The following is a 26,350-nucleotide window of genomic DNA, read 5'->3' as shown; positions in this document are numbered from 1 at the left end:
TGAAAAAAGTTAATTAATTTTACCTAAAAGGTCGCCAAACTACAACAAAAACGGGACTTTCACTTTCTTTTATTTAATTAATAAGATTTTAAATTATTATGACAGGATGATTAAGATACTTTAGTTTATCCTTTTCTGCACTGAAACTAAATTACCATCTAAGATTTTTTTCAATATATACGAATATAGTAATGACTTTCCTATTTTTTAAAGACCAAATACTTAGTTAAAGCAAAAGATAATGCTGATGATATTATTATTGCAAAGAATCCAGAACTGTAATCATCATAACCCTTACCTCTCATTAAAGTTACTATAGAAACATTTATTATAAATGTTACTGAATATGCAAGTACAAATTTAGTTAATAAGCGATGGTCATCATTTTCAAATACAAACTTACCTATTGTTTTAAAATTAAACAATATTCCTAGAATAGTGGAAAAAAATATTGCAAAAAAATAATTTATACCAATATATATAAAAAAAGCATACAAAGAGTAACCAAAAATAGTGTTTAGTAAACCAATAAGTATGAATTTTATTAATTGATTTTTAAGCATAAACTTGCATTAAGTTACTTGCTGTTAACAAAAAATCTCAATATAGAATGTCTTAAATGTTAACAATTTAAGTATTTTCTAGAGAAAGCATCAACTTTCTAACTGCATCTTCCCAACTGAAGATATTGTTGTTTTCAGTCTGAGAAGTTTTCAGAGTCCCATTTATGTATTTAAAAAGCTTAGATTGCAAGTCAACTCCATTATCTTTTATAGAAAAATAACTATTTTCAGATAGGTTAAACTCCCTAAATATTTCGATATCAGATACTAAAACATCACAATTATTTTGCAGTCCTTCAGCAATTTGTAAACCATAACCCTCATCAATTGAAGGCACTAAAACACATTGTGATTTTAAGTAAAGTTTACTTAAAGCAACGTCACTTATTCCCCCATGAAAAAATAAATTAGTATTAAGTTTAGGGTGAAATAATACTAATTTTATGAATTCTTTGCTATGCCAACCCTCTTTACCAACAATATGCCATTCAATATCATGATGACCTGCTCTCCACAGCAAATCAAAAACTTTTAAAAGAAAATTATGATTCTTTCTTGGCTCAATAGTTCCAACTGTTAAAAATCTAATTTTGTGGAGTTTTAAATGAAAACTCTGCTTTATTTTTAGATCAAATGAGCCTTGAGGCACTAGCCTTTTCATATTATCTAAATCATTAGAAAAACTCATAGGAGGAACATGTTTATCTAAATTTATATCAATATCACTACCCAATTTCATTACTTTGATTTTGTTATGATTAAGTATATTATTGGGAATTTCTTTACAGATATTATTAGCAGTAGTTTTTGATATAGCATGGACTTCATCGCAATAATAAATTACCATTTTGAACCATAAGTTAAAATTATTAATTGTTATTTTTTCAAAATAATTTGGATAAATAACTGGCAAAATATCATATACAACCATCTCAACTTTTAAGCCTTTAGCCTTTGCTTTTTTAACTTCAATCCAAGGCTGATAATTCCATGAGGAGTCTGCTATAAATAAAGTATCCCCAAACGAATAAGAAGACTTCATTGTAATTCTTGATGGATTTTTTAAAATTTTAGTATTAAATAAAAAAATAATTTTTTTAAATTTTACTTTTGAGAATAAATGTACATTAGTTAAAATTTTTATAATTATTATTTTAAATTGTTTAGACAATAATCCCTTTAAATGACGGTACCAGAATTTTTTGGAATAAATTGAATAAGATGTGGGGCGATATTCGCTTAGAAGCAATAATCTATAGTCATTTTTTTCAATAATTAAGTAATGCTTTGCAATTCGATCAAACTCAACAAATGTAACTACTTCATTATCTATAGTGTATTTAACTATACTCCTGACAACTCTTTGAATACCAGTAATATAGGGCAATTTAATTGTATCTGAAATATCAATATAAATCATAAGAGTGAATTTTTATAAAAAAAATTAAATTTTATTTCTGACATAATAATTTACCACCTCATCTGGGCTTGCATCTTTGACTAACATACCACCCTCAAGAAGAAGAGCCCTACTACAAAAACTTTTTATAGCCTCAGTATCATGAGATACAAATAAAATTGCAGTTCCTTTATTTTGAAATTCCTTTATTTTTTTTATACATTTACTTCTAAAAAACTCATCACCAACTGATAATGCCTCGTCTATAATTAATAAATCAGGCCTATAAACAATTGCAATCGCAAATGCAACTCTGACTTGCATCCCACTACTATATGACCGGATAGGCATGTCAAAGTGCTCTCCAATACTAGCAAATTGCTCAATATCCTCAATAGACTGTCCTCCATGAAAAGTTTGATAACCCATTAATCTCGTCATGTTTAATGCATTTTGTCTTCCAGACAATTCTGGATGAAATCCAATCCCTAATTCTAGAATTGATGACACGGAGCCATTTAAAAAAACTTTACCATTTGTTTGATTGGTAATTCCTGAAATTATTTTTAATAACGTTGTTTTTCCTGCGCCATTAACACCCAATAAACCGACCATTTCACCAGCAGATAAGTTAAAGGATACCCCCTTTAAAACAGTTATATTTTTTTCAGGCTTCTTTATCGATATAAACCAAGATAAAACCCTTTTTAATTCACTTTTATAGTTATAGAATACTTTTGATATATCCCTTACTCTCAATACTTCATTCATAATACATCAGCCATTTCATAATTGGCTTTTTTAAAAGTAAAAAATGCGAGAAACAACATAATTAAACCCGTAATGAAAGGGTAAATTAGTAATTCTAAGTTTGGGGCTTTATTAAACGCCAATATGCTTTGAAAACTCATAACTATTCCAGTAATAGGATTAAATGCAATGATAAATTGATATGACTCTGGAAGCATATCTACAGAATATATTACTGGTGTGAGCCAAAACCAAAAATGCAAAATAATGGCCATCATTTGACCAACATCCCTAACAAATATATTTATTACCCCAAAAAATAAGCCAACCCCAATTGCATTCATTAAAGTAACAATAACTACTAAAGGTATCCAAATTAAATATTCAACTGAGAAATGACCTAAAAAAGCAAAAATAACAAACATTGATACAAACATAAGAAGAAAATTAGTAAGCGCAACGCCTACAATGACCATTGGAAATATGATTCTAGGGAAGCTCACCTTCTTTATTAAGTTACCATTATCAATAAATACTGTTAATAGTCTGGAAGTAACATCTGCATATAAATTCCAGCCAACAAAACCAGAAATAAGGTAGATGGCATAAGAAAACTGACTTTCAATACCAGCAAACTTCGCTTGCATGATTGCAGATAAAACTAGTGCATATACCAATACCTGCATAAATGGATGTATTATCATCCAGAGTATTCCAATCTTACTTCTTTTGTACTTTGAATAAAATTCAGTTTTTATTGAAGAAATAATAAACTTTCTATATTCAAATACATCTACAAAAATATTATTTTTAACCATAATTATTTACTATGTAATTTATTTAGACGCGAACAAACAACTTACAAAAATATTTAATAGAGATAGTAACAATATATATTTAACTAGTTAGTTTCTTAGATAGTGCTAAGTCATTTTCCATCATCTCTTGCACCATTTCTTTAAAAGTAATTTTGGGCATCCATCCAAGTTTTTCTTTAGCTTTAGCAGAACTACCTAATAAAGTTTCCACTTCCGATGGTCTAAAATACTTTTTATTGACAGCAATAATCGTATTACCAATAAGATTTTTTGAGTTGATTTTTGAATCTTTAACCCTTGAATTAAATACTTTTTCATCAATCGACTTAATAGAAGCAGTCTCGCCTTGACCAGTGCCGCTGTATTCTAGTTTTATGCCCACAAATGAACATGCTAGGTTAATAAAATCTCTTACTGAATGCTGAACACCTGTTGCAATACAATAATCATCTGGAGTCTCTTGTTGAAGCATTAGCCATTGCATTTCTACATAATCTTTAGCATGGCCCCAATCTCTTTTTGCATCAAGATTTCCCAAGTATAGAGTCTTTTGATGGCCCATCAAAATCTTAGATAATGAAATAGTAATCTTTCTAGTTACAAATGTCTCTCCTCGTAATGGAGATTCATGATTAAAAAGGATTCCATTACATGCATATATACCATAAGCCTCTCTATAGTTAACTGTAATCCAATAAGCGTAAAGTTTTGCAACAGCATAAGGCGATCTTGGGTAGAACGGAGTAGACTCAGTTTGGGGGGTCTCTCTGACATCACCATATAACTCAGAGGTTGAAGCCTGATAATAACGAGTTTTATTCTCTAAGCCAGATATACGAATTGCATCCAGTATCCTCAAAGCACCTAAGCCTACAGTATCCGCTGTGTATTCTGGACTTTCAAAGGAAACAGCCACATGTGACTGCGCTCCAAGATTATATATTTCGTCAGGCTGGACTTCTTGAATGATTCTAACCAAATTCATTGAGTCAGCCAAATCTCCATAATGTAAGACCAAATGTGATGAATTAAAAATTTTGTTAGAATCATTATTGCTTAAATGATCAATACGGCTTGTATTAGATAGAGAGGCGCGGCGCTTAATACCATGGACCTCATATCCTTTTTTTAAAAGAAACTCCGCTAAATAGGCTCCATCCTGGCCAGTTACTCCAGTTATTAATGCTTTTTTCATTATTTTTTTAAGGCCTTTTACATAAATTTCGTACTGAATATTATAGATTCTTTTAAACTATGGGTATTAGATAAATTGAATTCAATTTGTGCTCTTTTAATTGAAGGTATATATCGATCAACTGAATTCTGATCTATCATCTCGCTATTAACATTAACATCAAATATATCTGCAATAATATTAGCTAATTTTCGTATTTCAATCTCTTTATCTGACCCAACATTGTATACAGAGCAATTAGAATTTGCATTTTTAGCTAAAGTAAATAGCCAAATGACAAGGTCATCAGCATACATGTAACTTCTATAAACACTTTTTTCAGATTTAACATATATATCTTTTCCTTTCATACCATCTGAAATAAAATTTCCGATTGCAAAATGTTGATCCCTAGGCAAATACCTGCCTACAAAAGAAAAGCACCTAGCTATAACTACATTTAAATTTTTCTTTGCAAGCTCTTGGATGGCAAGCTCCGAGTCTCTCTTTGCATAAGCGTATGATTTTTTAATATCGTCAAGGTTAGATATATCACCAAAATCATCATCTTCTTTAAGGCATTTTAAATTTTCAGGTTGATAGCCATAAACTGCACCTGAGCTACAAAAAACAATTTTACTTTTTTTATGAAAAATGAGTGCTAGTTTGCAATAATTTAATGTTCCAGCAATAATATTATTCTTCTCTTCTTCACTATGATTTAAGTATCGAGAAGCATCAGTTGATGCTGCCGCATGAATTACAAAATCAGCCTCAGGCAAGAAATCTATCGTTGAAATATCACCAACTAATAATTCGACACCATTAGAAATTAATTCTGGAAAATTCTGCTTGAACTCATTGGCATTTCTAGACATAATAATAATTTTGTCTATATTCCAAGAATTTAATAGCTGCCTTTTATAGCTGTCTAAGATTGATTTTCCAAAAAAACCAGTTCCACCAATTACTAGTAATGTTGCCATTTTGAATAAAATATAATTTTAATAAGTAGATTTGGCATTTATATTTATAGAAAATTATTACAATTAAATTGATTTAATAATCATTTCATCATCAAACTCATTTCGATCAAGATATGGATACATATCCTCTATGGGTTTAGAGGTCATACTTCCATCTTTATTTTTAACAGCACTTACAGCAGGAATTATTTCTTGACTTTCTGGACATATTACTTCGCAAACAACTGGACCTTCAGAAGAGATAATTTGTTTAAGTTTTTTTCTTAACTCTGCAACATTATTAATTCTTAAATACGGCAAGTCATACGCATGTGCAATTTTTTCAACCTCAGGAAAAGAAACACCTGAAGTTGGATCAGTTCCAATTCGCCTTCCTTCAAAAAATTTATCTTGAGTGGCCCTGATAGATAGATAACCATTATTATTCCAAACAAAAAGTTTAATTGGAAGATTGTAGTGCTTGACAGTTTGTAGCTCTTGGATATTCAATTGAAATGAACCATCCCCTGTAATACCAATAACTGGCTTATTTGAAGAAACAGAGGCTCCAATTGCTGCAGGTAAGGAAAAACCCATATCAGCTTGTGCACCAGAAGTTATGTATCTTTGCTTATTACTTCTTAAGGTAAAGGATTGAGAAGTAACATAATAAGATGAGCCAGCATCAGAAACTACGATTGAGTCTTCATTTGCTAGTTCAGATAATGCCTTTATAAATTCATACATATTGACGGTACTAGTATCATAATCTTTTTGGTAAACTGGCCATTTATTTTTCCAATGAACACATTTTTTTTGCCAGTCTCCTAGTTGTTTTTTTTCAACTTGTTGATCTATTTGATCTAGAAAATCACCAACATCTGCAGAAATAAACTGATCAATTCTAACTGTATCTTTTTGATGCTCTTTCTCATCGATATCAACTACTACTAATTTTGACTCTCTAGCAAATAGCTCATATTCAAAACCCGTTAAACAAACACTTAATCGAGACCCTAAACAAATAATTAAATCACTATTTTGTATCGCAAAATTACCGGCTCTGTCGCCCTTAATGCCTAATCGACCGATATAGTTTAAATTATCTTGTTCAAAATAATCTATTGCTAGATAAGATACAACACAAGGTATGTTATTTTTACTAGAAAAATCCCTTAATTTATCTATTGAACCAGAAAGTCTGACACCATTTCCAGCTAAAATTATTGGCCTTTGAGAGGCTTTATACATCTCAATAAAACTCTTCATGCCTTTTATTGAGCTATTACTTACAGGTTCTGGTTGAAAGTGTTCTAAGTCTTTCTCTTCTACGAAAGCAGCCTGAACATCTAATGGTATATCTATCCAAACTGGTCCAGACCTTCCATTTAAAGCTAAGTAAACTGCTTTTTCAAGATGATATAAAATTTCATTTGGTTCATTAATCATTACTGCATATTTAGTTAAGGAATCAACAACCGTAACAATATCAGCCTCTTGAACTCCAAATTGTCTAAGAGTAGTTTTTGAATTTCTTGAAGTTTCTTTCCTCTTAATTTGGCCTGAAATAAAAATTACTGGAGTGTTGTCTTGCCAAGCATCTAGCAAGCCTGTTATGGAATTAGTTGCGCCGCATCCAGTAGTAAGCATTACTGCAGCTAAGCCATTCTTATATTTCGCATACCCAACCGCACCCATTGCGCACGCTTGTTCATGGTGGTTACAAATAGCATTAATATTTTTATTAGATTCTATACCATCATTTAAAAACATTGCTCCACCACCGGTAAGCGTAAAAACATCTTTAATGCCTTTTTCAACAAGGAATGATGCAACAATATCTGCTATTCTTTTCTTCATTAACTATCTTCTATTTTTCAAAGTATCTTTCATTTTACCAAGAGCGAGCTGAATATTTTCAATTGAATTTACATAACACATCCTCACAAAATCATCTGCATTCTGGCCGAAGCTACTGCCTGGTAATAGGGCTATACCAGCCTTCTCTAACATAAGATCTACGAATTCTTCTCCTGTCATTCCAAGTTCAGATACATTGGGAAAAGCATATATTGAACCACTAGGCATATGACACCTAATGCCATCTATAGAGTTAAGCCCTTTAACTAATACTTTTCGCCTTTCTGCATACTCATTTTTCATCATTCTGACTTTGGTCTGATCACCATTAATAGCTTCGACTGCTGCTTTTTGAATAAAAGGAGGCACACAAGAATTAATAGTTTGAAGCAGTAAGCCCATTTTTTCAATTAAGTACTGTGGGCCAATCGCTATTCCTATTCGCCATCCAGTCATAGCAAAAGCTTTGCTAAATCCATTAAGAATCAGAACATTATTATTACAATGATCAATCATTGAAGGACTATAAAACTCACTTTGCTCTTTGAAAACCGATCGTGAATAAATCTCATCAGAAAGAATAAAAATTCCTTTTTCATAGCATAGTTCATAAATTTTACTAATATCATTTTTGTCCATAACTGAACCAGTAGGATTACTTGGAGAATTGATAATGATCAGTTTAGTTTTTTCAGTTATTAATTTTTTTACATCATCAAACTTTAATTGATGTTTATTTTTCTCTCTTAAAGGAACTGGGACAGCCTTAGCACCACAAAACTTAATAGCAGAGAAGTAAGTTGGAAAACCTGGGTCAGGAACTATGACTTCTTCACCCTCATTAACAATACAACGTATAGCATAGTAAATGATTGCATTTGCACCAGGAGTTATAAGAATTTGACTTATATCTGGCTTAAAGCCTCGAGATTTTATTGTGGATTCAACAATACATTCTCGCAGCTCCAAAAGTCCCATTGAGTTTATATAGTGAGTATCACCATTTCTCAATGACTCAATTCCAGCATCAACTATATTAGTTGGCGTATCAAAATCAGGATCACCTAGTTCAAAATGAAGAATTTTCTTCCCCTCTCGCTCAAGCTCTTGAACCCGGTCAAGCACTTTAAACATTGGCTGACCATCAATTTGATATGCTGAATTTGAAAGCTTTATCACAAACCTATACTACATTAAAAACCAACGCCAAAAAACTCTTCCATTTTTTCAGCAATAAAATTTAAGTGAGCTATATCTAGGCCAGGATAAATTCCTATCCAGAAAGTTTGGTTCATTGTTATATCTGTATTAGTTAGTTCACCCGAAATACGATACTCTACATCCAAAAATGACGGCTGTTTTGTTAAATTTCCTGCAAAGAGTAAACGCGTACCAATTTTATTTTGGTCTAAATATTTAACTAAATCAGCTCTTTGAAAAACTGAAGACTCTTTTAGTGTTATTGGAAATCCAAACCAGGAGGGTTTTGAATTTTCATTTGGCGATGTAAAATCAACAAACTCAGAGAGTGTTGACATTCTTTTTATCAAATAATTAAAGTTAGAGATTCTCTTTTCAATAAACTCAGGTAGGCGCTTCAATTGAGCTAAGCCGCATGCAGCTTGCATGTCAGTAATCTTTAAGTTATATCCAAGGTGTGAATAGGTATATTTATGATCATAACCTTTTGGTAAGTCCCCCAACTTTTGATCAAACCTTTTACCACAAGTATCTTCACAGCCAGGAGGACAGTAGCAATCCCTTCCCCAATCTCGAAATGATTCAGCAATTGTCATTAATTCTGAATTATTAGTAAATACAGCTCCGCCTTCGCCCATAGTAATATGGTGTGCTGGGTAAAAACTACAAGTCGATATATCTCCAAATGTACCAACATTTTGTCCATTATATGAGGCGCCTAATGCATCGCAACAATCTTCAATGAGCCAAAGATTGTACTTATCACATAATTCTTTTATTTTGGAAAGATTGAATGGATTCCCTAAAGTGTGTGCAAGCATAATTGCTTTTGTTTTTTTAGTAATAGCTACTTCAATTAAGTTTGCATCAATATTATGAGTTTTTAGTTCAACATCTACAAAAACTGGCACAGCTCCAAACTGTGCAATTGGATTAACTGTTGTTGGAAAACCTGCAGCAACCCCAATAACTTCATCACCTTTTTTAATAGCCCTATCTCCCAATTTTGAGGAGGTTAGGGTAGAAAAAGCAACTAGATTTGCTGAAGATCCAGAATTAACAGTAATTAAGTTTTTAACTCCAATAAACTGTGCTAATTCACTTTCAAATTTATCATTAAACCTTCCTGTTGTCAGCCAGCCATCCAGAGAAGCAGAAACCATATGTTGTAATTCAGGCTCACCAATGACTTTTCCTGCAGCTGGAATTACAGTTTTTCCAGCCTCAAAGGCTTTTTCTTTATATTCTATTTGAGCAAACTGTTTAACAAGTGCTGCAATTTCTTTTCTAATTTCATTAGTATCTTTCACAATTCATATCATCCATATATTCATTAATTTCATCTATGCTTAATTTCTGAATATTTTCATTATTAAGCCAAGCTCTATGCCATAAGATTATTTTTTCTAAAGTAACCTCAAGCGACCATGTTGGAGTCCAATTCAAATTTAATTTTGCCTTGGTTATATCCAGCTTTAAAAAATCAGCCTCATGTGGCTGAATATTTGTCTCTATTTCCCATGAAGAATGGGGCCAACTAGAGGACATTTTATCAACTATCCATTTTACTGGTTTAGCATCTTCTTCATTTGGACCAAAATTCCATCCTTCAGAAAATTTTAACGGGTCGGTAAATAGTTTTTGTGCCAGGACAAGATAACCTGATAAGGGCTCCAGGACATGCTGCCAAGGTCTAGTCGCATGAGGACTTCGAATGAGAACTTTCTCACCAACTTCAAACGATTTTAATATATCAGGTATTAATCTATCAGCCGCCCAATCACCACCACCAATAACATTTCCTGCCCTTACTGAAGCCAATCCAACACCTTTTTGTTCAATAAATGAGCGCCTATATGAAGAGGTAACTAATTCTGCACAACCTTTACTACTGCTATAAGGATCATGTCCACCCATTCGGTCTTCTTCTGTATAACTCTTGTCATAATTTATATTTTCGTAACACTTATCTGTAGTTATATTAACTATAGCCTTTAAACTAATGCAATTTCTTGAAGCCTCAAGAACATTTGCAGTTCCAATAACATTTATTTCGAAAGTCTCTATAGGATTTTCATAAGAATACCTTACCAATGGTTGGGCAGCCATATGAAATAAAATATCTGGATCAAAAATAGAAATACTTTCTTTAAGTTTTTCAAGGTCTCTAATATCACCAATTTCTGAATGAATTTTTTCAGAAATTTTTGCTACATTAAATAAAGAAGGTGAGGTTGGAGGCTCTAATGAGTAGCCTTTGACGATAGAGCCCATTGAAGATAGCCATAAAGACAACCAACTGCCTTTAAAGCCAGTATGGCCTGTCAAAAAAACACGCTTACCTTTCCAAAAATCCTTATCAATTATCACTTCCATACTTTCCATGGAGCTTTCCCACTACCCCACAACTCTTCTAGATATTCTTTATCCTTTAAAGTATCCATAGGATGCCAAAAACCTTCATGCTGAAAAGCCATTAAATTATTATCTTTTGCAAGGCTTTCAAGAGGCTCCTGCTCCCAGGTACAGTTATTATCTGGAATTCGATCTAAAACCTTTTTTGACAAAACAAAATAACCTGCATTAATAACTTCTCCATCTCCTTTAGGTTTTTCTGCAAAGCTCATTACCTGGTTATTGGTTATTTTGAGTGCTCCAAATCTACCTGGAGGATGTGCAGCAGTAACTGTAGCTTCTTTTCCATGGCTTTTATGAAAATTTATTAGTTTTGAAATATTAACATTTGCGACACCATCACCATAAGTCAAACAGAAATCCTCCTCTTCTTGAAGATACTTACCAACCCTCTTTAACCTCTCACCAGTCATTGAACTAGAGCCAGTATCAATAAGTGTAATATTCCAAGGATCCACACAAGGTTTTAAAATTTTCATACTATTGTTTTCCATAGAGAAAGAAACATCAGAATTATGGATAAAATAATTTGAGAAATATTCTTTAATTGCATAGCCCTTATAGCCACAGCAAATTATAAAGTCATTAATTCCATATTCAGAATATGTTTTCATAATATGCCAAATAATTGGCCTCTCACCAATTTCTATCATTGGCTTAGGCTTTACATTTGTTTCTTCACTTAGGCGAGTTCCAAGACCCCCTGCTAAAATTACTGCTTTCATTGTTCACTCCTAATATCGTTATAATTTTCAACAAATGCATCTGAATAAAAATCTTTTTCATCAAGACCTGCTTCAATAAAACTATACTTTGCTGCATTAATCATCTTGATTGAACCACATGCAAAAGTATTCGTATTTTTAAATGTTTTAAGAGTTTTTATAGCAACATCTTGTACATAACCAACTTCACCTTTCCAAGTATCACTTTTTCTTGAAACTACTTGATGATAATCTACATCTATATTGTTAAAATTAAAATGCCAAATAAAATCCTTTTCTTCTCTATTCCCCCAAAATAAACTTATTTTTTCACTTCGCGCTATTGCAGAATTATTGTCCATTTCTTTCAATATCGCGATAATAGGAGCAATTCCTGTTCCTGTTGCAAGAAATACTAAAGATTTAGTTCTGTCTCTTAAAAAAAATGTCCCCTTTGGTCCTTGAATTCTTAACAAATCATTTAACTGTGCATCTTTAAACCAGTAATTACTGAATACCCCTTTTTTTACCTTCTTTATCAGAAAAGTTATTTCTTTATCTGATACAGTGTTAGCCATTGAATATGCTCTTTTCATTGAGTTTGGACCTATGATATCAACATGTTGGCCCTCCAAAAAAATAAAATTTGAAGTTGGTGGAACTCTTAACTTAACTTCAATAATGTCTTCTGATAATAAAGTCAAACTATTGATTCTTGCTGGTAGAATTTTTATTTCAATACCTTGCAATGCACTAAGATTAGTAGCATCTATTAGAATATCAGATGATGCTTCACAACAGCAGGTTAAAAATTGACTAGACTTATCTTTTTTATTGAGTGCTAATTGAGGCTTAATCTCAGATATTTCACCCTTTATTAGGTTAGCCTTACATGCTCCACAACGACCACTATCACAACTATATTCAAATATAATGTTAGAAGATAATGCACAATTTAAAATAGATGTATTATCAGCGGATTCAAATATATCCCCCTCAATTGTTTTAATTTCAAAATTACTCATGATCTTCCATATATATCCTTGAATCTAACAATATCTTCCTCATCAAAAGAATTACCAGTTTGCACTTCAATAATTTTTAAAACATTTTTACCAATATTTTCAAGAGAGTGTTTTGTCCCAATTGGTATAAAAGTTGATTCATTTTTAACTAATATCATGGTCTCATTATCACGAGTTACTTTTGCTTTACCTTGAATAACTACCCAGTGTTCAGCCCTATGAAAATGTTTCTGCAAGGATAACTTTGAATTAATGTTTACAGACAGTATTTTAACTTGATGATGTGGTCCACTATCAATCGAATCAAACCAGCCCCATGGCCGATGGACTTTTCTATGGAGCAATTGCTCTTTTCTGCCCTTACTATGAAGTTTATCTAGTATTTTATAAACTTCATTTGCTTTTTCTTTGCTTGATACTAATGTGGCATTAGGGGTGTCTATGACTATGATGTCATCTAAACCAATAGTGGCAACAAAATGATGATCAGCATAAATATAACTATTAGAAGTGTCTTGAGTCATTACATCTCCCATAAGAACATTGCCTTTTGAGTCCTTTTTACCAATATCATAAAGAGCAGACCAAGACCCAGCATCACTCCAATCAGACTCTAAAGAAACTACAACAACATTCTTGCTCTTCTCCATTAAAGCATAATCAAAAGACATTGATTCACAAGCTTCAAATGATTTTTTATCTAGTCTTAAAAAATCAAAATCATTTTGTGCATTTTCGACAGATTCTGAGGCACTTTTTAAAATATCACTGGCATGAATTTTATATTCAATTATTAAAGTACTAGCCTTAAACATGAACATTCCACTATTCCATAAATATTCATCTTGCTTTATTAAAGCTTCTGCAGTTTTTTTATTTGGCTTTTCAATAAACTTTTCTACTCTATTGGCCCCTGGAGTAACGTATGCAGCTTTTTTTATATAGCCATAACCAGTATTTGGATTATTAGGTACTACACCAAAGGTTACTAACTCACCAAGACTTGCATGCTTAGTTGCAACATTTATAGACTTATGGAAACTATCTATATCATCAATAATATGATCCGCAGGAAGTACAAGTAGTATTGCATCTTCATTTTCACTTTTTAAAATATGCATTGCAACTGCAGCAATAGCAGGAGCAGTATTCCTTGAAGCAGGTTCAACTATTATTGTAGCACTATTAATATCAATCTCTTTTAGCTGCTCTCCAACTAAAAATCGATGCTCAATATTGCAAATAATCACTGGATCAGAAGCTCCATCAAGGTCTTTTAAACGCATTAATGTTTCTTGAAGCATTGAATTTTTACCATGTAAATTTAGATATTGCTTGGGATGCTGTTTACGTGATAATGGCCAAAGTCTAGAGCCCGAACCGCCAGAAAGAATAACAGGAATAATTTTCTTAATCAAAACTCACAGCCTTCATCTAGTTTAGTTAATAACGATTGAAAAAATGAAATCAAATGCAGATCTTCTGAAAATATAAATTTAAACATATTGTATATTTTTTAGAAAAAATTAATAACAAGAAAATTAGCTATGGAAATTTATAAAAAAAATTTCTTAAAACCGCACTCAAAAAGAAGAAGCTGGATTAAATTATAGTTTATTTTAAGCAATTGATATATGAAAGTGATTATTTATATTTCATAATTTAACTATTCTTTTTCTTAAAAAGATAGTCCTCAATTTCACATTGTGGATTAAACTCAGGAACAATTTTCTGAAGTAATTCCCTGATAGTTTGAGAGTCAGAGTTATTTGCCGCTTCCTCAAGTTTATTCAATAAAGGTTCAAGCTTATCCCAATCTATAAAGCTCTCCTTTGCCCGCATTATTAATGGATTTTCTGTTGAGCTAACATTACCTCCAACTAATAATTCTTCATAGAGTTTTTCACCAGGCCTAAGGCCTGTATATTGAATTTCAATATCACCGTCTTTTGTGAACTGATCACGAACAGTTAAACCGCTAAGCTCTATCATTTTTCTTGCCATATCGTCTATACGCACTGGATTGCCCATATCTAAAACAAACAGGTCGCCACCACTTGCCATTGCTCCAGCCTGAATAACTAATTCAATTGCCTCATTTTTTGTCATAAAATAACGCACAATATTAATATCAGTAACAGTAACTGGGCCTCCAGACTTAATTTGTTTTTTAAATAAAGGAATAACTGAACCACTTGAATCAAGAACGTTCCCAAATCGAACCATAGTAAAACAAGTATCATGCTCTTTTTCAGCCAAAGCTTGCAAAATAAGCTCAGCTATACGTTTCGTTACACCCATCGTATTTGTAGGACGAACAGCTTTATCAGTTGAAATTAAAACAAAAGTCTCAACCTTATTTTCTATAGCTACTTCAGCAATTTCCTTAGTGCCAATAATATTATTTAGAACTCCTTCTGAATTATTATGTTCCACCATTGGAACATGCTTATAAGCTGCTGCATGAAAAATTGTCTGCACTCCAAAATATTGACACACTTTATGAAGTCGCTGTCGATCTTTGACTGAGCCTAAAATTGAGACAAATTCAACAGTATTATTTTTAATCAATTCAATCTCAGAGTTAATTTTATATAAAGAAAATTCATTAATGTCATATAGAATAATGCATTTTGGTTGTAACAATAATAACTGACGGCTTAATTCCGCGCCAATAGAGCCTCCAGCTCCTGAAACCATAACCACCTTTCCAGCAATCTTTAGATCCCTTGACATGCCATAAGACTTGACTGAATCTCGTCCAAGTAAGTCTTCAATATCAATTTCTCGTAAATCTTCTACCTTAACATTTCCCATTGCAAGTTCAATCATGCTTGGCATACTTTTAACAGGAATTTTCATTTTTGATAATAATGTGATAATTTCTTTACGGCGTAGGCGACGCAAAGAAGGCATTGCCAATAAAATTTCATCAATTTCATATTTAATAACTACGCTCTTAATTTCTGATGAAGAAAAAACCCTGATACCATTAATATGCCTACCTTGCATTGACTCATCATCATCTATAAATACAGCATGATTAAATTGAGATGAAGCAATAATTGTTTGTGATAATTCTATTCCAGCAGCTCCAGCACCATAAATCATTACTTTTTTCTTTTTTTTCGATTTACTTGAAATATTTCTAACTAAGAACCAGCGAGCAGAAATTCTTGACCCTCCAATAAATAAAAGTGCCAACATCCAATTAATAAGAATAGCAGATCTTGGAATTCCTGGAATTTGAATCATATAAGTAATTAGCCCCCAGACAACAGCATACAATGTGATCGCTTGACTAACTGTTGCCATAGATTTCAACCCTATAAATCTAATAATTGAATGATATAGATTAAAACTATGGAAGATTGGAATTGCAATAAAAGGGGTACTAATAATTACCCAAAAAATAGCACTTAAATTACCATTTGAATCTGTAATTTCTGGAAAATAAAGATACCCAAACCTAATAGAAAATGATAAGAGCAATATTAAAATTAAGGCAGTTGAGTCAAACGTTACCATAATTCCTCGTTTAACAAAACGGGGAAGACTAATTATTTTTTCAGCAATTTTTTCACTATTCCAAATTGATTTAACCATACTCATTATGTTTAATAACTCTTATACTCAAGTGATAAGTTTACAGATAAACTATTATTATTAGTGGGTTACACTTTCTTTTAATATTACTTTTACTAAAGTTTTCCAAATAATCTTTAAATCAAATAAAAAAGACTTTTGCTGTAAATATTCAACATCAAAATTTACTTTTTCAGTAATTGATATTTCATCACGACCATTAATCTGAGCCCAGCCAGTTAAACCGGGTATTAACTGATTAACCCCTTTTTGTTTTCTTAAATAAATTAAATCATCCTGATTAAATAATGCAGGTCGAGGGCCTACAAAACTCATATCCCCTTTAAAAATGGAAAATAATTGAGGAATTTCATCTAAGCTATATCTCCTTAGCACTCCACCAATAGAAGAAATATATAAATTTGGATTTTCCATTATATGAGTTGCAATTACTGGAGAATCAACCTGCATAGTTCGAAATTTAGGCATTTTAAAAACCTTATCTTTATGCCCAATCCTTCTAGACCAATAAATTATAGGTCCTTTCGAATCAATTCGAATCATAATAGCAATTAAAATCATTGGAAAAAATAATGCAATTAAGAGCGAAATTGAAAATAAAAAATCAAAAATTCGTTTCATTCATATCACCTAGAGATCTTTCTGCACTAAAACCCAAAGAATTCAGCTTATCTGAAGAAAAATATTCATTAGCAAAAAGTTTTTCAAAATCAAATAATTTTCCAAAACTAATTAACGATACAATTTTAAATATTAATAAAGGCATACTCCATTTAGGGATTGGTCTCTCTAGAATATTACACATAACTTCGTATATTTCACGAGACGAATATGCCTTTCCATCAGTTATATTTATGATCTCTCCATCTGTACGACTATCTTTTGAAATAAAGATAACTGCCTTTACAAGATCGTCTATATGAACCATGGACCGGCGGTTATTTTTTTTTGGCAATGGAGGAAACCAACCTTTTTTTATACTTGACATCATCATTAAAAGATTTCCTTTTACATTTGGCCCATAGACAAGGGCAGGTCTTAATATAGTAACTTCCATTTTAGACTTATTACTAATTTTTAATAGCTCTAACTCTGCCTCTCTTTTTGACTTACCATACAAGTCCCTAGGACTTCCTTGGTCAGATTCAGTCATGCACTTTTCAGGGAATGGAGCCCCACTTGCTTTAACACTACTTATGAAAATAAACTTTTTGACTCCAGAATTAGATGCTAAATTTGCTAATTTAAGAACAGCATCTACATTTAGAGATTTATATCGATAAGCAAATGAATCACTATTTTTAGTATCATGCGCATATCCCGCAAGATGAATTACTATATCAATATTATTCATAGCATCATTTGGGATTGTGTTTGACTCCAAATCACAAATAATTGTATTACAACCAGAAATTTTTTTTCTAGCCATTAAAGTTAAACGAGCATCCTCTAACTTTAGTGCATTAACTAGTCTTTTTCCAATAAATCCAGAAGCACCAGTAATTAGATACATTAAACGGCCTTAATTGGAAAACGACCAATATGTTTAATAAAAAAAAGCATTAAGCTAGCTAAATGCCATTTCAAATAAATAAGATTTTTATGGCTTGATCTTCTAGCATCATGAATAACATTAATATCTGAATATAAAAGAACCTTATAGTTAGACTTCCATGCTCTAAGACAAATATCAACGTCTTCATAATAAAGATGGTATTTTTCATCAAAGCCACCTAATGCTTTATATTTTTTAGATTCAAAAAGTAGAAACATCCCCCCTATCCAATCAGGATAAGTAATATCCACATTTTTATTAATTGGGTAAACACCTCTGTAGTTAAAAAAAACTTTTTTAAAAATCCCCCATGGTGTTGGAAAATATCGAGCACTATCTTCTATATTTCCATTTGGATCCTTAATTAATGGAGACACAATACATACCAATGAGTCATTAAAACAAGCAGTAAGAGCTTTAAATGGCTCGCACTTTAGATCAATATCTGGGTTCATAACGCAGAAAAAATCTGAATCACAGAATTGAAATGCCTGATTATGATTTGCTCCAAAACCTTTTGGCTTTTTGTTATGAATAGTAAAAACCTCAAAAGGAAAAGACTTTTTGCTTAAGATATTTTGCTTAGTAGTGTTATGTGTAACAATAACCTTAGAGATATTAGTCGAGTAATGTGCTAGTTTATCCAAGAGCGTTATTAGCATCAAATCTTGGTTATGGCTAACAATTGAAATTGTTATATTACGCAAATTAAAACTCCTACTCAAATTCAACATCAAATGCTAAATCACTTCTAATAAAAACACCATATACACAATATTGGCTTAAATATTTATCAAATAATTTTAAATTAACTGGCATAGCAAAAATCTTTAGCTCCTTAAAGCCATTTTTATTTAAGGTTTTTACTAACTCGTCTTCTGAATAAAATACTTTGTGATCATCATCCCTTGAATAACCTAACGATCCTGGAACTCCTATTAAAAAGACCCCTTTCTCCACTAATACTCTATTTACTTCTCTAAGTATAGCCTCAGGATTTTTGATATGCTCAAGAACATTATCCATAATAACAGAGTCAAAACTCTCATTTTCAAAAGGCAGGTCATCGAGTCCCATACTAACAGCCTGGTGTCCTTGAGAGCAGCACCATTCAACCATCTTATGATTAATATCAGTTCCTATTGAATTTTTTCTATAAGAAAGAAAATCTCCAATACCACAGCCAACATCCAAAACCTTACCAACAAGGTAATAATTTAACCTAGGATAAAGCCAATATTTACGATATAAAAAACCAATATAACTTCTATTCTTTAAATATTTATAATAATTATTTTGATCAGTCATTAGGTCTGTTTTTTAGAATGATTTTATTAGGTTAACAAATTCTTTTGAAGCAAAATCCTGTCTAAAAATATCGGGAATTAAAACATTTTGAAATAACTTCTGTTCTCGAGAAAAAATAGCTGTATCTAGCATTACTCTAGCTAAATCATTATCATCATTGAATAATTCGCCATTAACTCCTGATGTAATTAACTCTGAATTTCCATCTATATCTCTCATTACACATGGCACTCCAAGATAAAGGGCCTCAAGTGCTGCCCTTGAAACGCCTTCAGATAGAGAGGGTATGAGCATAGCATCTGCCTTAGAAATCTCATCAAATAGATTTAAAACATACCCATGGAAAAAAATTACTTTAGAAAGTTTAAGCTCATCACTAATTTTTTTAAGATCTCTAATTAATGGGCCATCTCCAAAGATATCAAGTCTAGCCTCAATATTTTTTTGTAATATTTTCTCCATAGCAAATAATAATAATTCAGGCTGTTTGCCAGGCACTAATGATCCAGTAAATACAAAACGGAATTCTCTTTTGTTATTAACTTTTCTTCGATACAATTCTAATGATGATTCATCAACAAAATTACCAATTACTGGGCTTTTTTTGAAAATATATGATTCAACCATTTTTGACATTGACTGAGTCATTGAAACAACATAATCAATTTTTTTTAATCTCTTCAAATGACTGTAAGCAATCCATCTCCCTATCCACCCAAAATTACTCCGATAAACCTTTGGCAAGTTACCCCGGACACTCGAAAAAGTTAAGGCAACATCACTAAAAAAACTATTAAAAAAATCTGCTGAGAGGCAAAAAGAGATACATACCACCGAACTTCGCCCTCCTTCACCACTAATAAGTTTTCTTAAAAAAAATACACGTTTTATCAGATTACCTTTTTCAGATAATTCAATAAATTGAACTTTATTATTTAATAATTTTAAATTAGATTTTCCTTTCTTTATTGTAACAAAAACCACTGGAAAATATTTTATAAGTGCATTAGCTAAAGCCATTGCTCCTTTTACTGGACTTTCAAGGCTTGCTGATGGAACTATAATAAATATTTTTTTTACTAACATCACTTCCAAATATTAAAGATAAATCAATTGAAGGGGAATAATGCCAACATTCTTTGGGCCCTTATATTCCAAGTGTACTCTGTTAAGTAGTCCTTGTAAGAATTTGAACTTAGTTTCTTATTTAATTCAGGTGAATTTGATAATTTTTTCAACGCATTTGACCATTCATCTATATTATCTGGCTCAACAAGAATGCAGTTATGCAAGTCAACTAAAACTTCTCGCAATACAGGCAAATCAGATGAGATTATTGGAACTGCTGCTGACATATACTCAAACATCTTCATAGGTGACATCCACTTTACTGTGTCAACTGACTCTAGGCCAATAGAAACTGTTCTTTGATATGGCATAAGTAAAACCTCCATCATAGCCATTCTTTTAAAAATTTGATTTTGATTAAGATGTCCCATAAAAAAAAGGTTCTCAGATAAATTTCCATCAAGAAAAATTTGAATTTCTTTTTCATTTCCTCCATAAACTATGAAAGCATAGTTTGGATGCTTTGCTGCAAGGCCTTGAATAATATCGATACCTCTTCCAGCATATAGATGTCCAAAATACCCAATAATTTTTTCATAACTATTTAAGCAAGGTATTGAGCCTAAAAACTGTTCCTGTAATTTTTTACGTTGTAATAAATCCAAATTAGGGCGGTCTGCCCTTGCTGCATCGTGAAAAACATGAATTTTTTCATTGAGCATATGCTTATCACCCATTATTATTTTCTTTAGTGCCTGACTAATAACAACTGTTTGTATTTTTTTTGACGATATTAATGCATTTTGCAAATAGCCTCTAAATCCTATTTCTGGAATATGCGTTTCATAAACAACATTTTTGCGCATTAACAACCCTAAAAAAAAGGCTCCATAAATATTTCTAGAAATAATAGAATTAGGGGCATCGCCTCTAATTAAATCTTTTATAAAAAAGGCTAATGCACTGAATGCAATACCTAACTCAATACCCCGTTTAATTTTACTTTTATATGTAACTATATCTATTTCATTATTGGATATACCGTAATTCTCTAGAATAATATTCTGAGATGTATCAGAATTTAATTTTTCTGAATGTAAAAAAAGCAATAATCTATTCCCTGTATTTGACAAGGCTTCTGACATATAGAGGACATGGATCAAATTTGCTGAACGCGAGGGTATAGTGGATGGAGAGATATAAAATATTTTCATTAGCTAATATAAGTTATAAATACATTAAATTCATTTATTGGCTTTAGTATAAGAAGAATATGAATAATTTTTATTTTAATAGAAAAAAATAGTTATCAATTCTAACTAGAATTATATAATTTATAAATCCAATTATAAGGGCAGAAAATATTAAAAATAATTTTGGAATTTTTTTATCACTAAAAATCCATATTGCATAAGTAATTATTATTGGCTCAACAGACATAAAATGAGCTGAAAACCTAAACGCAAAAATAGCTAGTGAAGAAAATAAAATAATCAATATTGTTCCAAAATAATAAGCATTGAATAACAAGTTATAGTACTTTGTTTTTGTTGATACAATGTTTTTATAGCTCTCAAAGAAAATAATCATAAATAAAATTGTTAGGATTTGCTGCAGGGTCTTTAAATGAAATATTAGGCCAGTATTATAAGAATGGTATTCACTATTAACATAATCGCCAATAATGGCAGGCATAAGTCCAATTGAAGCAAAATATGATATGGAGAGTTTAACAATGTCTAGGTAATTTATAGCGATAGCAATAACTAAACCTATCAGCAATAATTTAGGTCTAATAGTCCTATTAAGGAATATTAAAAAAATTGAAAGAAGCCCCACGTACTGTACCATCGCTGACAAAGAATAAATTATGAAAAATTTAAAGTAATTTTTTTTCTGAATAAAATAAATCATTGGAAGAAGTAAAGCACTTGCATAGCCTAATCTAAGACCTGACATCTCCTTTATAGTAATCGTATGACTTAAATATATTAAAAATGCAATATAGTAGAATGGTGTAAATTTTTTAAAGAAATACCCATTTACTATTACTGCAACTGATGAAAAAAATAAATAAATTGATTGGGCTGGAAAAGATAGATATTGAAATAGAGAAATAATAAGTGTAAAGAAAGGCTCTTTATCTTTAAAGTCAGCTAAAGATAAATTTTCAAAACTAGGAATAATGAAATAAAACGAACTATACTCATCTTGATTGCCTCTTAAACCTGCCAAAAGGGCAACTACTAAAACAAAAAAATAATACAAAGTGACGCGATCTCTATGATTAGAAATAGTGCCTATTGCAAATAAAGCAAAGAAAGATATAAATAAAAAATATTCCACTACAATAATATATCTTATTTACACTGGTCTAAAACCAATGCCTGGAAAGTTAATAAAACCCCATTTTGAGGAACTCAGGCAAATTGTTTTATCAATTCTAGCAATAGTAAGCATACGGAACCATGAATCCCATAAGTTAGACTCACTCCATTCTCTTGAATATTCAGTCCAATGCGTTTTAATATTATTATGTTTAGGCCTTAATAATGTTAAGCAGTACCTGGCTCTTTCAATTCTTAATCTGCCTGGCCTTTCTTTGATATGACTATACATTGCCTTAATATTGATAATATTTCGAGGTCGAATATAAAGTGTTTCAGAAAAACCTCCATCAATATTTTGTTCAGTTAATATTGTATTTAAAGTTTTCTCTAAAAGGGCTTTATGATTGTCGCTAATTGAACCTTCTAAAAGTGTTAGTGCAAAGATAGCATCATAATCATAACAGCCTCCTCCTCCTGGATAAGGGGCAAAATGACCAATCTTGTCTGATAATGAATAAACAAAATTTGCTACTTCATTTTCTTTATTTGTCTTAATACCAAGATACTCAAAAATTTCATACTGATGATAGCCATTTTGAAACTGAAGATACAAATTTTTATCACTTTTGCCCCAAAAGCCATTGGAATTAATAGAAGCAATATGCGTTTCAACCCAATTATCTAGAGACTCATCAATATTCAATTTCAAATAATTTCTAGAATATATTAATAAAGTAGCATAGAACATTGCTAAATTTCCCGAGCCTGGACTACCAGTAAAAGTTCCAGAGCTTTCAAGAATTGACATAATATCTTTATCAACAATTAATGGTAAAACATGTTCTAAAAGAGAATCATCTTGAAGAGTATCAATAATTGAGAGAGCGCTTAAAGTAAAACAAAGTAACTGCAGGTATCCCTTATCTGAATGAATATCCCTATCCAGGCTAATACATTTTTCTTTATATTGCTTAATATTAGACCTTAGTAAAGAATCAAAAAAATCAATTTCATTATTAATGCTTTGCATTTTCCCAATAAGGTGTTTACCAAATATTGCAAAGCATAAAGCATAAGGACTTGTCTCAGATTTTGGAGTTAACCTATATCCTTCATAAGGTTGATAGCACTTATCAATAAAATCATCATACATTTTTTTAGACTTTTCAAAATCATGTTGATAGATTTCTTGACTCTCCATAATACTAAAGAAATCCCATTTTTTTCTTATAAAACAACTCTGAAACTTGAAAATCTAGATCTGTATCAACATCGAATGACTCTTCAATAGGCATAGTTATTAAATGAGGGTCATTTACTTTTAAATTCCATAATTTTCCATCATTACGGGAAAAATAATCTCGATTTGCTATGTAAAAAGCATGTGTAGCTCGTAAATAAATATCTCCATCGCTAGTATTTTGGAGCGTATCTGGATTATTATGGGTTAGTGGCTCACCTTTTGAATTAAACACCCAGTCACGAGTCTCTACTGCTGATATATATGCCCTAAAGTTTGTTTCTTGAAAGTAATCATATGCTTTTTTAATTGTATCAAGAGATAAAAAAGCAGCACAGGAGTTAATAACAAAAAAATATTCAGTAGGAATTCTTAGATAATGCTCAAAGGTTGTCATTGGATGATGTGGGCCAGACTCAACAGAATTAGTATTTCTTTTTAGAACCTCAATATTTTTGTATTTGCTTGCTTTCTCAATCAAACTCTCCTCTGCAACAGCTATAAATCTATTATCAAAGTAGTGAAGTTGATCTAATTTTTCTAGAGCAATTTCTAATAAGTCCGTATCATGAAATGGACGAATCATTTTGCTCTTCATTCTAGATGAATTTAATCGAGCATTAATTAATACTGAAATTTTTTTCATATTTTTTTCTAATTGTTTAACAAGTGGCCAGAATCAAGAATACTTTGAGCCAAAGCAAAGTCTTCAGGACCATCAACATCCATTGCGTAAATTCTAGGAATTTCAATAGGAATTGACTTTTCTCCAAATAATTCTTTTGACTTCATTAATTCACTCACTCTCATTACTCTCACATTACCATGGATATAAAAAATTGGCTTTGACTGTTTATTCGTTGATGTTTTTCTTTCATTAATAAATAAAAAGTGGGACCCTTTATCATCATGATATCTTTGATTATAAGCATGGCTATTTGATGAGGCGCGAGTAACAGTTTGAGCAGAGGTTGCCCTTGAATCATTTTTTAAAGCCTCCACACACATCTCTATATGATTTGAGTTAACAAAAGGCGAGGTTGGTTCTAATAACACTAGAAACTCTGGAAGTGAATTATCACTATTTAAAAGTGTCTTAAGTAAATATAATATCACATCAATAGTTGAGATATTGTCTTGAGACAACTCCTTAGGTCTTTGTTGCACTTCAATTCTTTGCTTCTTACAATAAGAAGCAATTTTTTCACTGTCTGTAGAACAAATGACTCTAGAAACTATCTTAGTATTCTTTGCAACATTGATAGCATAATCGATCAATGGCTTATTATTTAATAAGGCCATATTTTTTAAAGGAACACTTTTAGAGCCGCCCCGTGCAGGAATCATAGCAAAAATACTATTTTTTTCAATATTATTAGTATTTTCAGTATTTTCAATGCTTAGTAAATTTAATATTGTTTGAATTGTATGTCTTTCTGTTTCAAACCATGCATCTTTTGTGGAGCCTGCAATATGGGGAGTAATTATTAGATTAGAGTTTTCCTGGGAGTATTTAAGCAATGGGTGAGCATCAAAGGTTTTTTCAAATTCTGGATTAAATTCATCTTCAAATACATCAATTGCTGCTCCAGCAATCCTTCCATCTTTAAGGCTTTCTAATAATGCCGAATGATCTAATAACTCACCACGTGAAGTATTTATCAAAAATGAATTTTTTTTAAACAAAGAAAATATATGATGGCTAAACATGCCTTCAGTTTCTTTTTCATGTGGAACATGTATGCTTACAATATCAACTTCTGAAACTAGCTGCCCTAAACTCTTACATTTAGTAATTCTTGGAGGAGCAATAGAGATATTTGGATCATAAAAAGACACCTCCATTCCAAATGCAAGTGCATATTGAGATACAAGTGAGCCCAGTCTTCCTAATCCAACAATACCAATTTTAAGTCGAGACAACATATTCTGACCGCCAAATGGCCTTCTATCCCATTTCCCTCTTTGAACATATTCATGGGCAGGGATGATATTTCTAGTAAGAGCAATTAACAAACCCCATGTAAATTCTGCTGATGGAGTTATTGTATCTAGAAAATGCTTCTCAGCTTTTAAAGTAACAACAGCAATATTATTCAAATGGGCATAATCAACATCAATATGAGGATGGCCAGTTGTATTAGAACCAATTACTTTTAAATTAGCACATCTCTTAATTTTTGTTTCATCAATTATGTAACCTAATGGGGCTAGAATAACATCGATGTCATGAAGTATTTCATCTGAATCTTGGAAAGGTGACTCAAGCTCAACTAAATCAAAATTATCCTTCAAAAGCTGATAGTTTTCAGACTGATATTTTAAAATTGAATAATATAGTAATTTAAACTTCTTCATAGCTATAGCCTA

Annotated in this window: 24 protein-coding genes; all 24 read right to left on the bottom strand. The window is 31.5% G+C overall.

All coding sequences use genetic code 11. From position 1 onward, the window contains the following. Positions 1–200 precede the first annotated feature (200 nt). Positions 201–563: a GtrA family protein gene (locus ABXT49_RS01865; protein WP_416652686.1), complete on the bottom strand. Its 363-nt coding sequence runs from the start codon at positions 561–563 to the stop codon at positions 201–203. Positions 564–630: 67 nt separating this feature from the next. Beyond that, complete coding sequence (locus ABXT49_RS01860; RefSeq protein WP_416652684.1) at positions 631–1,983, bottom strand: glycosyltransferase; 1,353 nt, start codon at positions 1,981–1,983, stop codon at positions 631–633. Between the two features lie 24 nt (positions 1,984–2,007). Further along, positions 2,008–2,733, bottom strand: coding sequence for an ABC transporter ATP-binding protein (locus tag ABXT49_RS01855; protein WP_416652682.1), 726 nt, complete (start codon positions 2,731–2,733; stop codon positions 2,008–2,010). Further along, on the bottom strand, positions 2,730–3,530 hold the full coding sequence (locus ABXT49_RS01850; RefSeq protein ID WP_416652680.1) for an ABC transporter permease: 801 nt from the start codon (positions 3,528–3,530) through the stop codon (positions 2,730–2,732). Before ABXT49_RS01850 ends, ABXT49_RS01855 begins: the two co-directional genes overlap by 4 nt. Positions 3,531–3,609: 79 nt before the next feature. Further along, positions 3,610–4,725 carry a GDP-mannose 4,6-dehydratase gene (gene gmd / locus ABXT49_RS01845; RefSeq protein WP_416652678.1) on the bottom strand — a complete coding sequence of 372 codons (1,116 nt, stop codon included), beginning with the start codon at positions 4,723–4,725 and terminating at the stop codon, positions 3,610–3,612. 17 nt (positions 4,726–4,742) lie between these two features. Further along, the gene (locus tag ABXT49_RS01840; RefSeq protein WP_416652675.1) at positions 4,743–5,690 is read right to left on the bottom strand and encodes an NAD-dependent epimerase/dehydratase family protein; all 948 of its coding nucleotides are present in this window, start codon (positions 5,688–5,690) and stop codon (positions 4,743–4,745) included. A gap of 63 nt (positions 5,691–5,753) precedes the next feature. Continuing rightward, positions 5,754–7,529 carry a thiamine pyrophosphate-binding protein gene (locus ABXT49_RS01835; protein ID WP_416652672.1) on the bottom strand — a complete coding sequence of 592 codons (1,776 nt, stop codon included), beginning with the start codon at positions 7,527–7,529 and terminating at the stop codon, positions 5,754–5,756. A 3-nt stretch (positions 7,530–7,532) separates the two neighbouring features. Continuing rightward, positions 7,533–8,708, bottom strand: coding sequence for a pyridoxal phosphate-dependent aminotransferase (locus tag ABXT49_RS01830; RefSeq protein ID WP_416652670.1), 1,176 nt, complete (start codon positions 8,706–8,708; stop codon positions 7,533–7,535). 14 nt (positions 8,709–8,722) lie between these two features. Then, positions 8,723–10,039, bottom strand: coding sequence for a lipopolysaccharide biosynthesis protein RfbH (rfbH, locus tag ABXT49_RS01825; protein WP_416652669.1), 1,317 nt, complete (start codon positions 10,037–10,039; stop codon positions 8,723–8,725). Next, positions 10,026–11,105 carry a CDP-glucose 4,6-dehydratase gene (gene rfbG / locus ABXT49_RS01820; RefSeq protein WP_416652667.1) on the bottom strand — a complete coding sequence of 360 codons (1,080 nt, stop codon included), beginning with the start codon at positions 11,103–11,105 and terminating at the stop codon, positions 10,026–10,028. Before rfbG ends, rfbH begins: the two co-directional genes overlap by 14 nt. Further along, entirely contained in the window at positions 11,096–11,869 is a 774-nt protein-coding gene (gene rfbF / locus ABXT49_RS01815; RefSeq protein WP_416652666.1) for a glucose-1-phosphate cytidylyltransferase, read from the bottom strand. The genes rfbG and rfbF overlap by 10 nt, the downstream gene beginning before the upstream one ends. Next, the gene (locus ABXT49_RS01810) at positions 11,866–12,873 is read right to left on the bottom strand and encodes an FAD-binding oxidoreductase (protein ID WP_416652663.1); all 1,008 of its coding nucleotides are present in this window, start codon (positions 12,871–12,873) and stop codon (positions 11,866–11,868) included. The genes rfbF and ABXT49_RS01810 overlap by 4 nt, the downstream gene beginning before the upstream one ends. After that, on the bottom strand, positions 12,870–14,291 hold the full coding sequence (locus tag ABXT49_RS01805) for a mannose-1-phosphate guanylyltransferase/mannose-6-phosphate isomerase (protein WP_416652661.1): 1,422 nt from the start codon (positions 14,289–14,291) through the stop codon (positions 12,870–12,872). Before ABXT49_RS01805 ends, ABXT49_RS01810 begins: the two co-directional genes overlap by 4 nt. Positions 14,292–14,535: 244 nt before the next feature. Beyond that, complete coding sequence (locus tag ABXT49_RS01800; RefSeq protein WP_416652659.1) at positions 14,536–16,479, bottom strand: polysaccharide biosynthesis protein; 1,944 nt, start codon at positions 16,477–16,479, stop codon at positions 14,536–14,538. A gap of 60 nt (positions 16,480–16,539) precedes the next feature. After that, complete coding sequence (locus ABXT49_RS01795) at positions 16,540–17,100, bottom strand: sugar transferase (protein WP_416652657.1); 561 nt, start codon at positions 17,098–17,100, stop codon at positions 16,540–16,542. After that, positions 17,084–17,992: an NAD-dependent epimerase/dehydratase family protein gene (locus ABXT49_RS01790; protein ID WP_416652656.1), complete on the bottom strand. Its 909-nt coding sequence runs from the start codon at positions 17,990–17,992 to the stop codon at positions 17,084–17,086. The genes ABXT49_RS01795 and ABXT49_RS01790 overlap by 17 nt, the downstream gene beginning before the upstream one ends. Then, the gene (locus tag ABXT49_RS01785) at positions 17,992–18,741 is read right to left on the bottom strand and encodes a glycosyltransferase family 2 protein (RefSeq protein WP_416652654.1); all 750 of its coding nucleotides are present in this window, start codon (positions 18,739–18,741) and stop codon (positions 17,992–17,994) included. Before ABXT49_RS01785 ends, ABXT49_RS01790 begins: the two co-directional genes overlap by 1 nt. A 10-nt stretch (positions 18,742–18,751) precedes the next feature. Continuing rightward, a complete protein-coding gene (locus ABXT49_RS01780; protein WP_416652653.1) occupies positions 18,752–19,342 on the bottom strand; it encodes a class I SAM-dependent methyltransferase in 591 nt (196 codons plus the stop codon). Positions 19,343–19,354: 12 nt separating this feature from the next. Next, positions 19,355–20,428 carry a glycosyltransferase gene (locus ABXT49_RS01775; protein ID WP_416652650.1) on the bottom strand — a complete coding sequence of 358 codons (1,074 nt, stop codon included), beginning with the start codon at positions 20,426–20,428 and terminating at the stop codon, positions 19,355–19,357. A 23-nt stretch (positions 20,429–20,451) separates the two neighbouring features. Continuing rightward, the gene (locus ABXT49_RS01770; protein WP_416652648.1) at positions 20,452–21,555 is read right to left on the bottom strand and encodes a glycosyltransferase family 4 protein; all 1,104 of its coding nucleotides are present in this window, start codon (positions 21,553–21,555) and stop codon (positions 20,452–20,454) included. Between the two features lie 139 nt (positions 21,556–21,694). Continuing rightward, entirely contained in the window at positions 21,695–22,756 is a 1,062-nt protein-coding gene (locus ABXT49_RS01765; RefSeq protein ID WP_416652646.1) for an EpsG family protein, read from the bottom strand. 18 nt (positions 22,757–22,774) lie between these two features. Then, positions 22,775–23,941, bottom strand: a complete 1,167-nt coding sequence (locus ABXT49_RS01760; protein WP_416652645.1) for a hypothetical protein — start codon at positions 23,939–23,941, stop codon at positions 22,775–22,777. A gap of 4 nt (positions 23,942–23,945) precedes the next feature. Then, a complete protein-coding gene (locus ABXT49_RS01755) occupies positions 23,946–24,626 on the bottom strand; it encodes a cytidylyltransferase domain-containing protein (RefSeq protein ID WP_416652642.1) in 681 nt (226 codons plus the stop codon). A gap of 8 nt (positions 24,627–24,634) precedes the next feature. Continuing rightward, a complete protein-coding gene (locus ABXT49_RS01750; RefSeq protein ID WP_416652640.1) occupies positions 24,635–26,338 on the bottom strand; it encodes an NAD(P)-dependent oxidoreductase in 1,704 nt (567 codons plus the stop codon). Positions 26,339–26,350: the final 12 nt, after the last annotated feature.

Source organism: Candidatus Pseudothioglobus sp. Uisw_086, assembly GCF_048085745.1.
In the GTDB taxonomy this organism is placed as follows: Bacteria; Pseudomonadota; Gammaproteobacteria; order PS1; family Pseudothioglobaceae; genus Pseudothioglobus.
This window is presented reverse-complemented; position numbering and strand designations above follow the sequence as displayed.

Coding starts and splice junctions, on each gene's coding strand:
- ABXT49_RS01865 (WP_416652686.1), bottom strand. CDS start 563: ATGCTTAAAAATCAATTAATAAAATTCATACTTATTGGTTTACTAAAC.
- ABXT49_RS01860 (WP_416652684.1), bottom strand. CDS start 1,983: ATGATTTATATTGATATTTCAGATACAATTAAATTGCCCTATATTACT.
- ABXT49_RS01855 (WP_416652682.1), bottom strand. CDS start 2,733: ATGAATGAAGTATTGAGAGTAAGGGATATATCAAAAGTATTCTATAAC.
- ABXT49_RS01850 (WP_416652680.1), bottom strand. CDS start 3,530: ATGGTTAAAAATAATATTTTTGTAGATGTATTTGAATATAGAAAGTTT.
- gmd (WP_416652678.1), bottom strand. CDS start 4,725: ATGAAAAAAGCATTAATAACTGGAGTAACTGGCCAGGATGGAGCCTAT.
- ABXT49_RS01840 (WP_416652675.1), bottom strand. CDS start 5,690: ATGGCAACATTACTAGTAATTGGTGGAACTGGTTTTTTTGGAAAATCA.
- ABXT49_RS01835 (WP_416652672.1), bottom strand. CDS start 7,529: ATGAAGAAAAGAATAGCAGATATTGTTGCATCATTCCTTGTTGAAAAA.
- rfbG (WP_416652667.1), bottom strand. CDS start 11,105: ATGGAAGTGATAATTGATAAGGATTTTTGGAAAGGTAAGCGTGTTTTT.
- rfbF (WP_416652666.1), bottom strand. CDS start 11,869: ATGAAAGCAGTAATTTTAGCAGGGGGTCTTGGAACTCGCCTAAGTGAA.
- ABXT49_RS01810 (WP_416652663.1), bottom strand. CDS start 12,873: ATGAGTAATTTTGAAATTAAAACAATTGAGGGGGATATATTTGAATCC.
- ABXT49_RS01800 (WP_416652659.1), bottom strand. CDS start 16,479: ATGGTTAAATCAATTTGGAATAGTGAAAAAATTGCTGAAAAAATAATT.
- ABXT49_RS01795 (WP_416652657.1), bottom strand. CDS start 17,100: ATGAAACGAATTTTTGATTTTTTATTTTCAATTTCGCTCTTAATTGCA.
- ABXT49_RS01790 (WP_416652656.1), bottom strand. CDS start 17,992: ATGTATCTAATTACTGGTGCTTCTGGATTTATTGGAAAAAGACTAGTT.
- ABXT49_RS01780 (WP_416652653.1), bottom strand. CDS start 19,342: ATGACTGATCAAAATAATTATTATAAATATTTAAAGAATAGAAGTTAT.
- ABXT49_RS01775 (WP_416652650.1), bottom strand. CDS start 20,428: ATGTTAGTAAAAAAAATATTTATTATAGTTCCATCAGCAAGCCTTGAA.
- ABXT49_RS01770 (WP_416652648.1), bottom strand. CDS start 21,555: ATGTCAGAAGCCTTGTCAAATACAGGGAATAGATTATTGCTTTTTTTA.
- ABXT49_RS01760 (WP_416652645.1), bottom strand. CDS start 23,941: ATGGAGAGTCAAGAAATCTATCAACATGATTTTGAAAAGTCTAAAAAA.
- ABXT49_RS01755 (WP_416652642.1), bottom strand. CDS start 24,626: ATGAAAAAAATTTCAGTATTAATTAATGCTCGATTAAATTCATCTAGA.
- ABXT49_RS01750 (WP_416652640.1), bottom strand. CDS start 26,338: ATGAAGAAGTTTAAATTACTATATTATTCAATTTTAAAATATCAGTCT.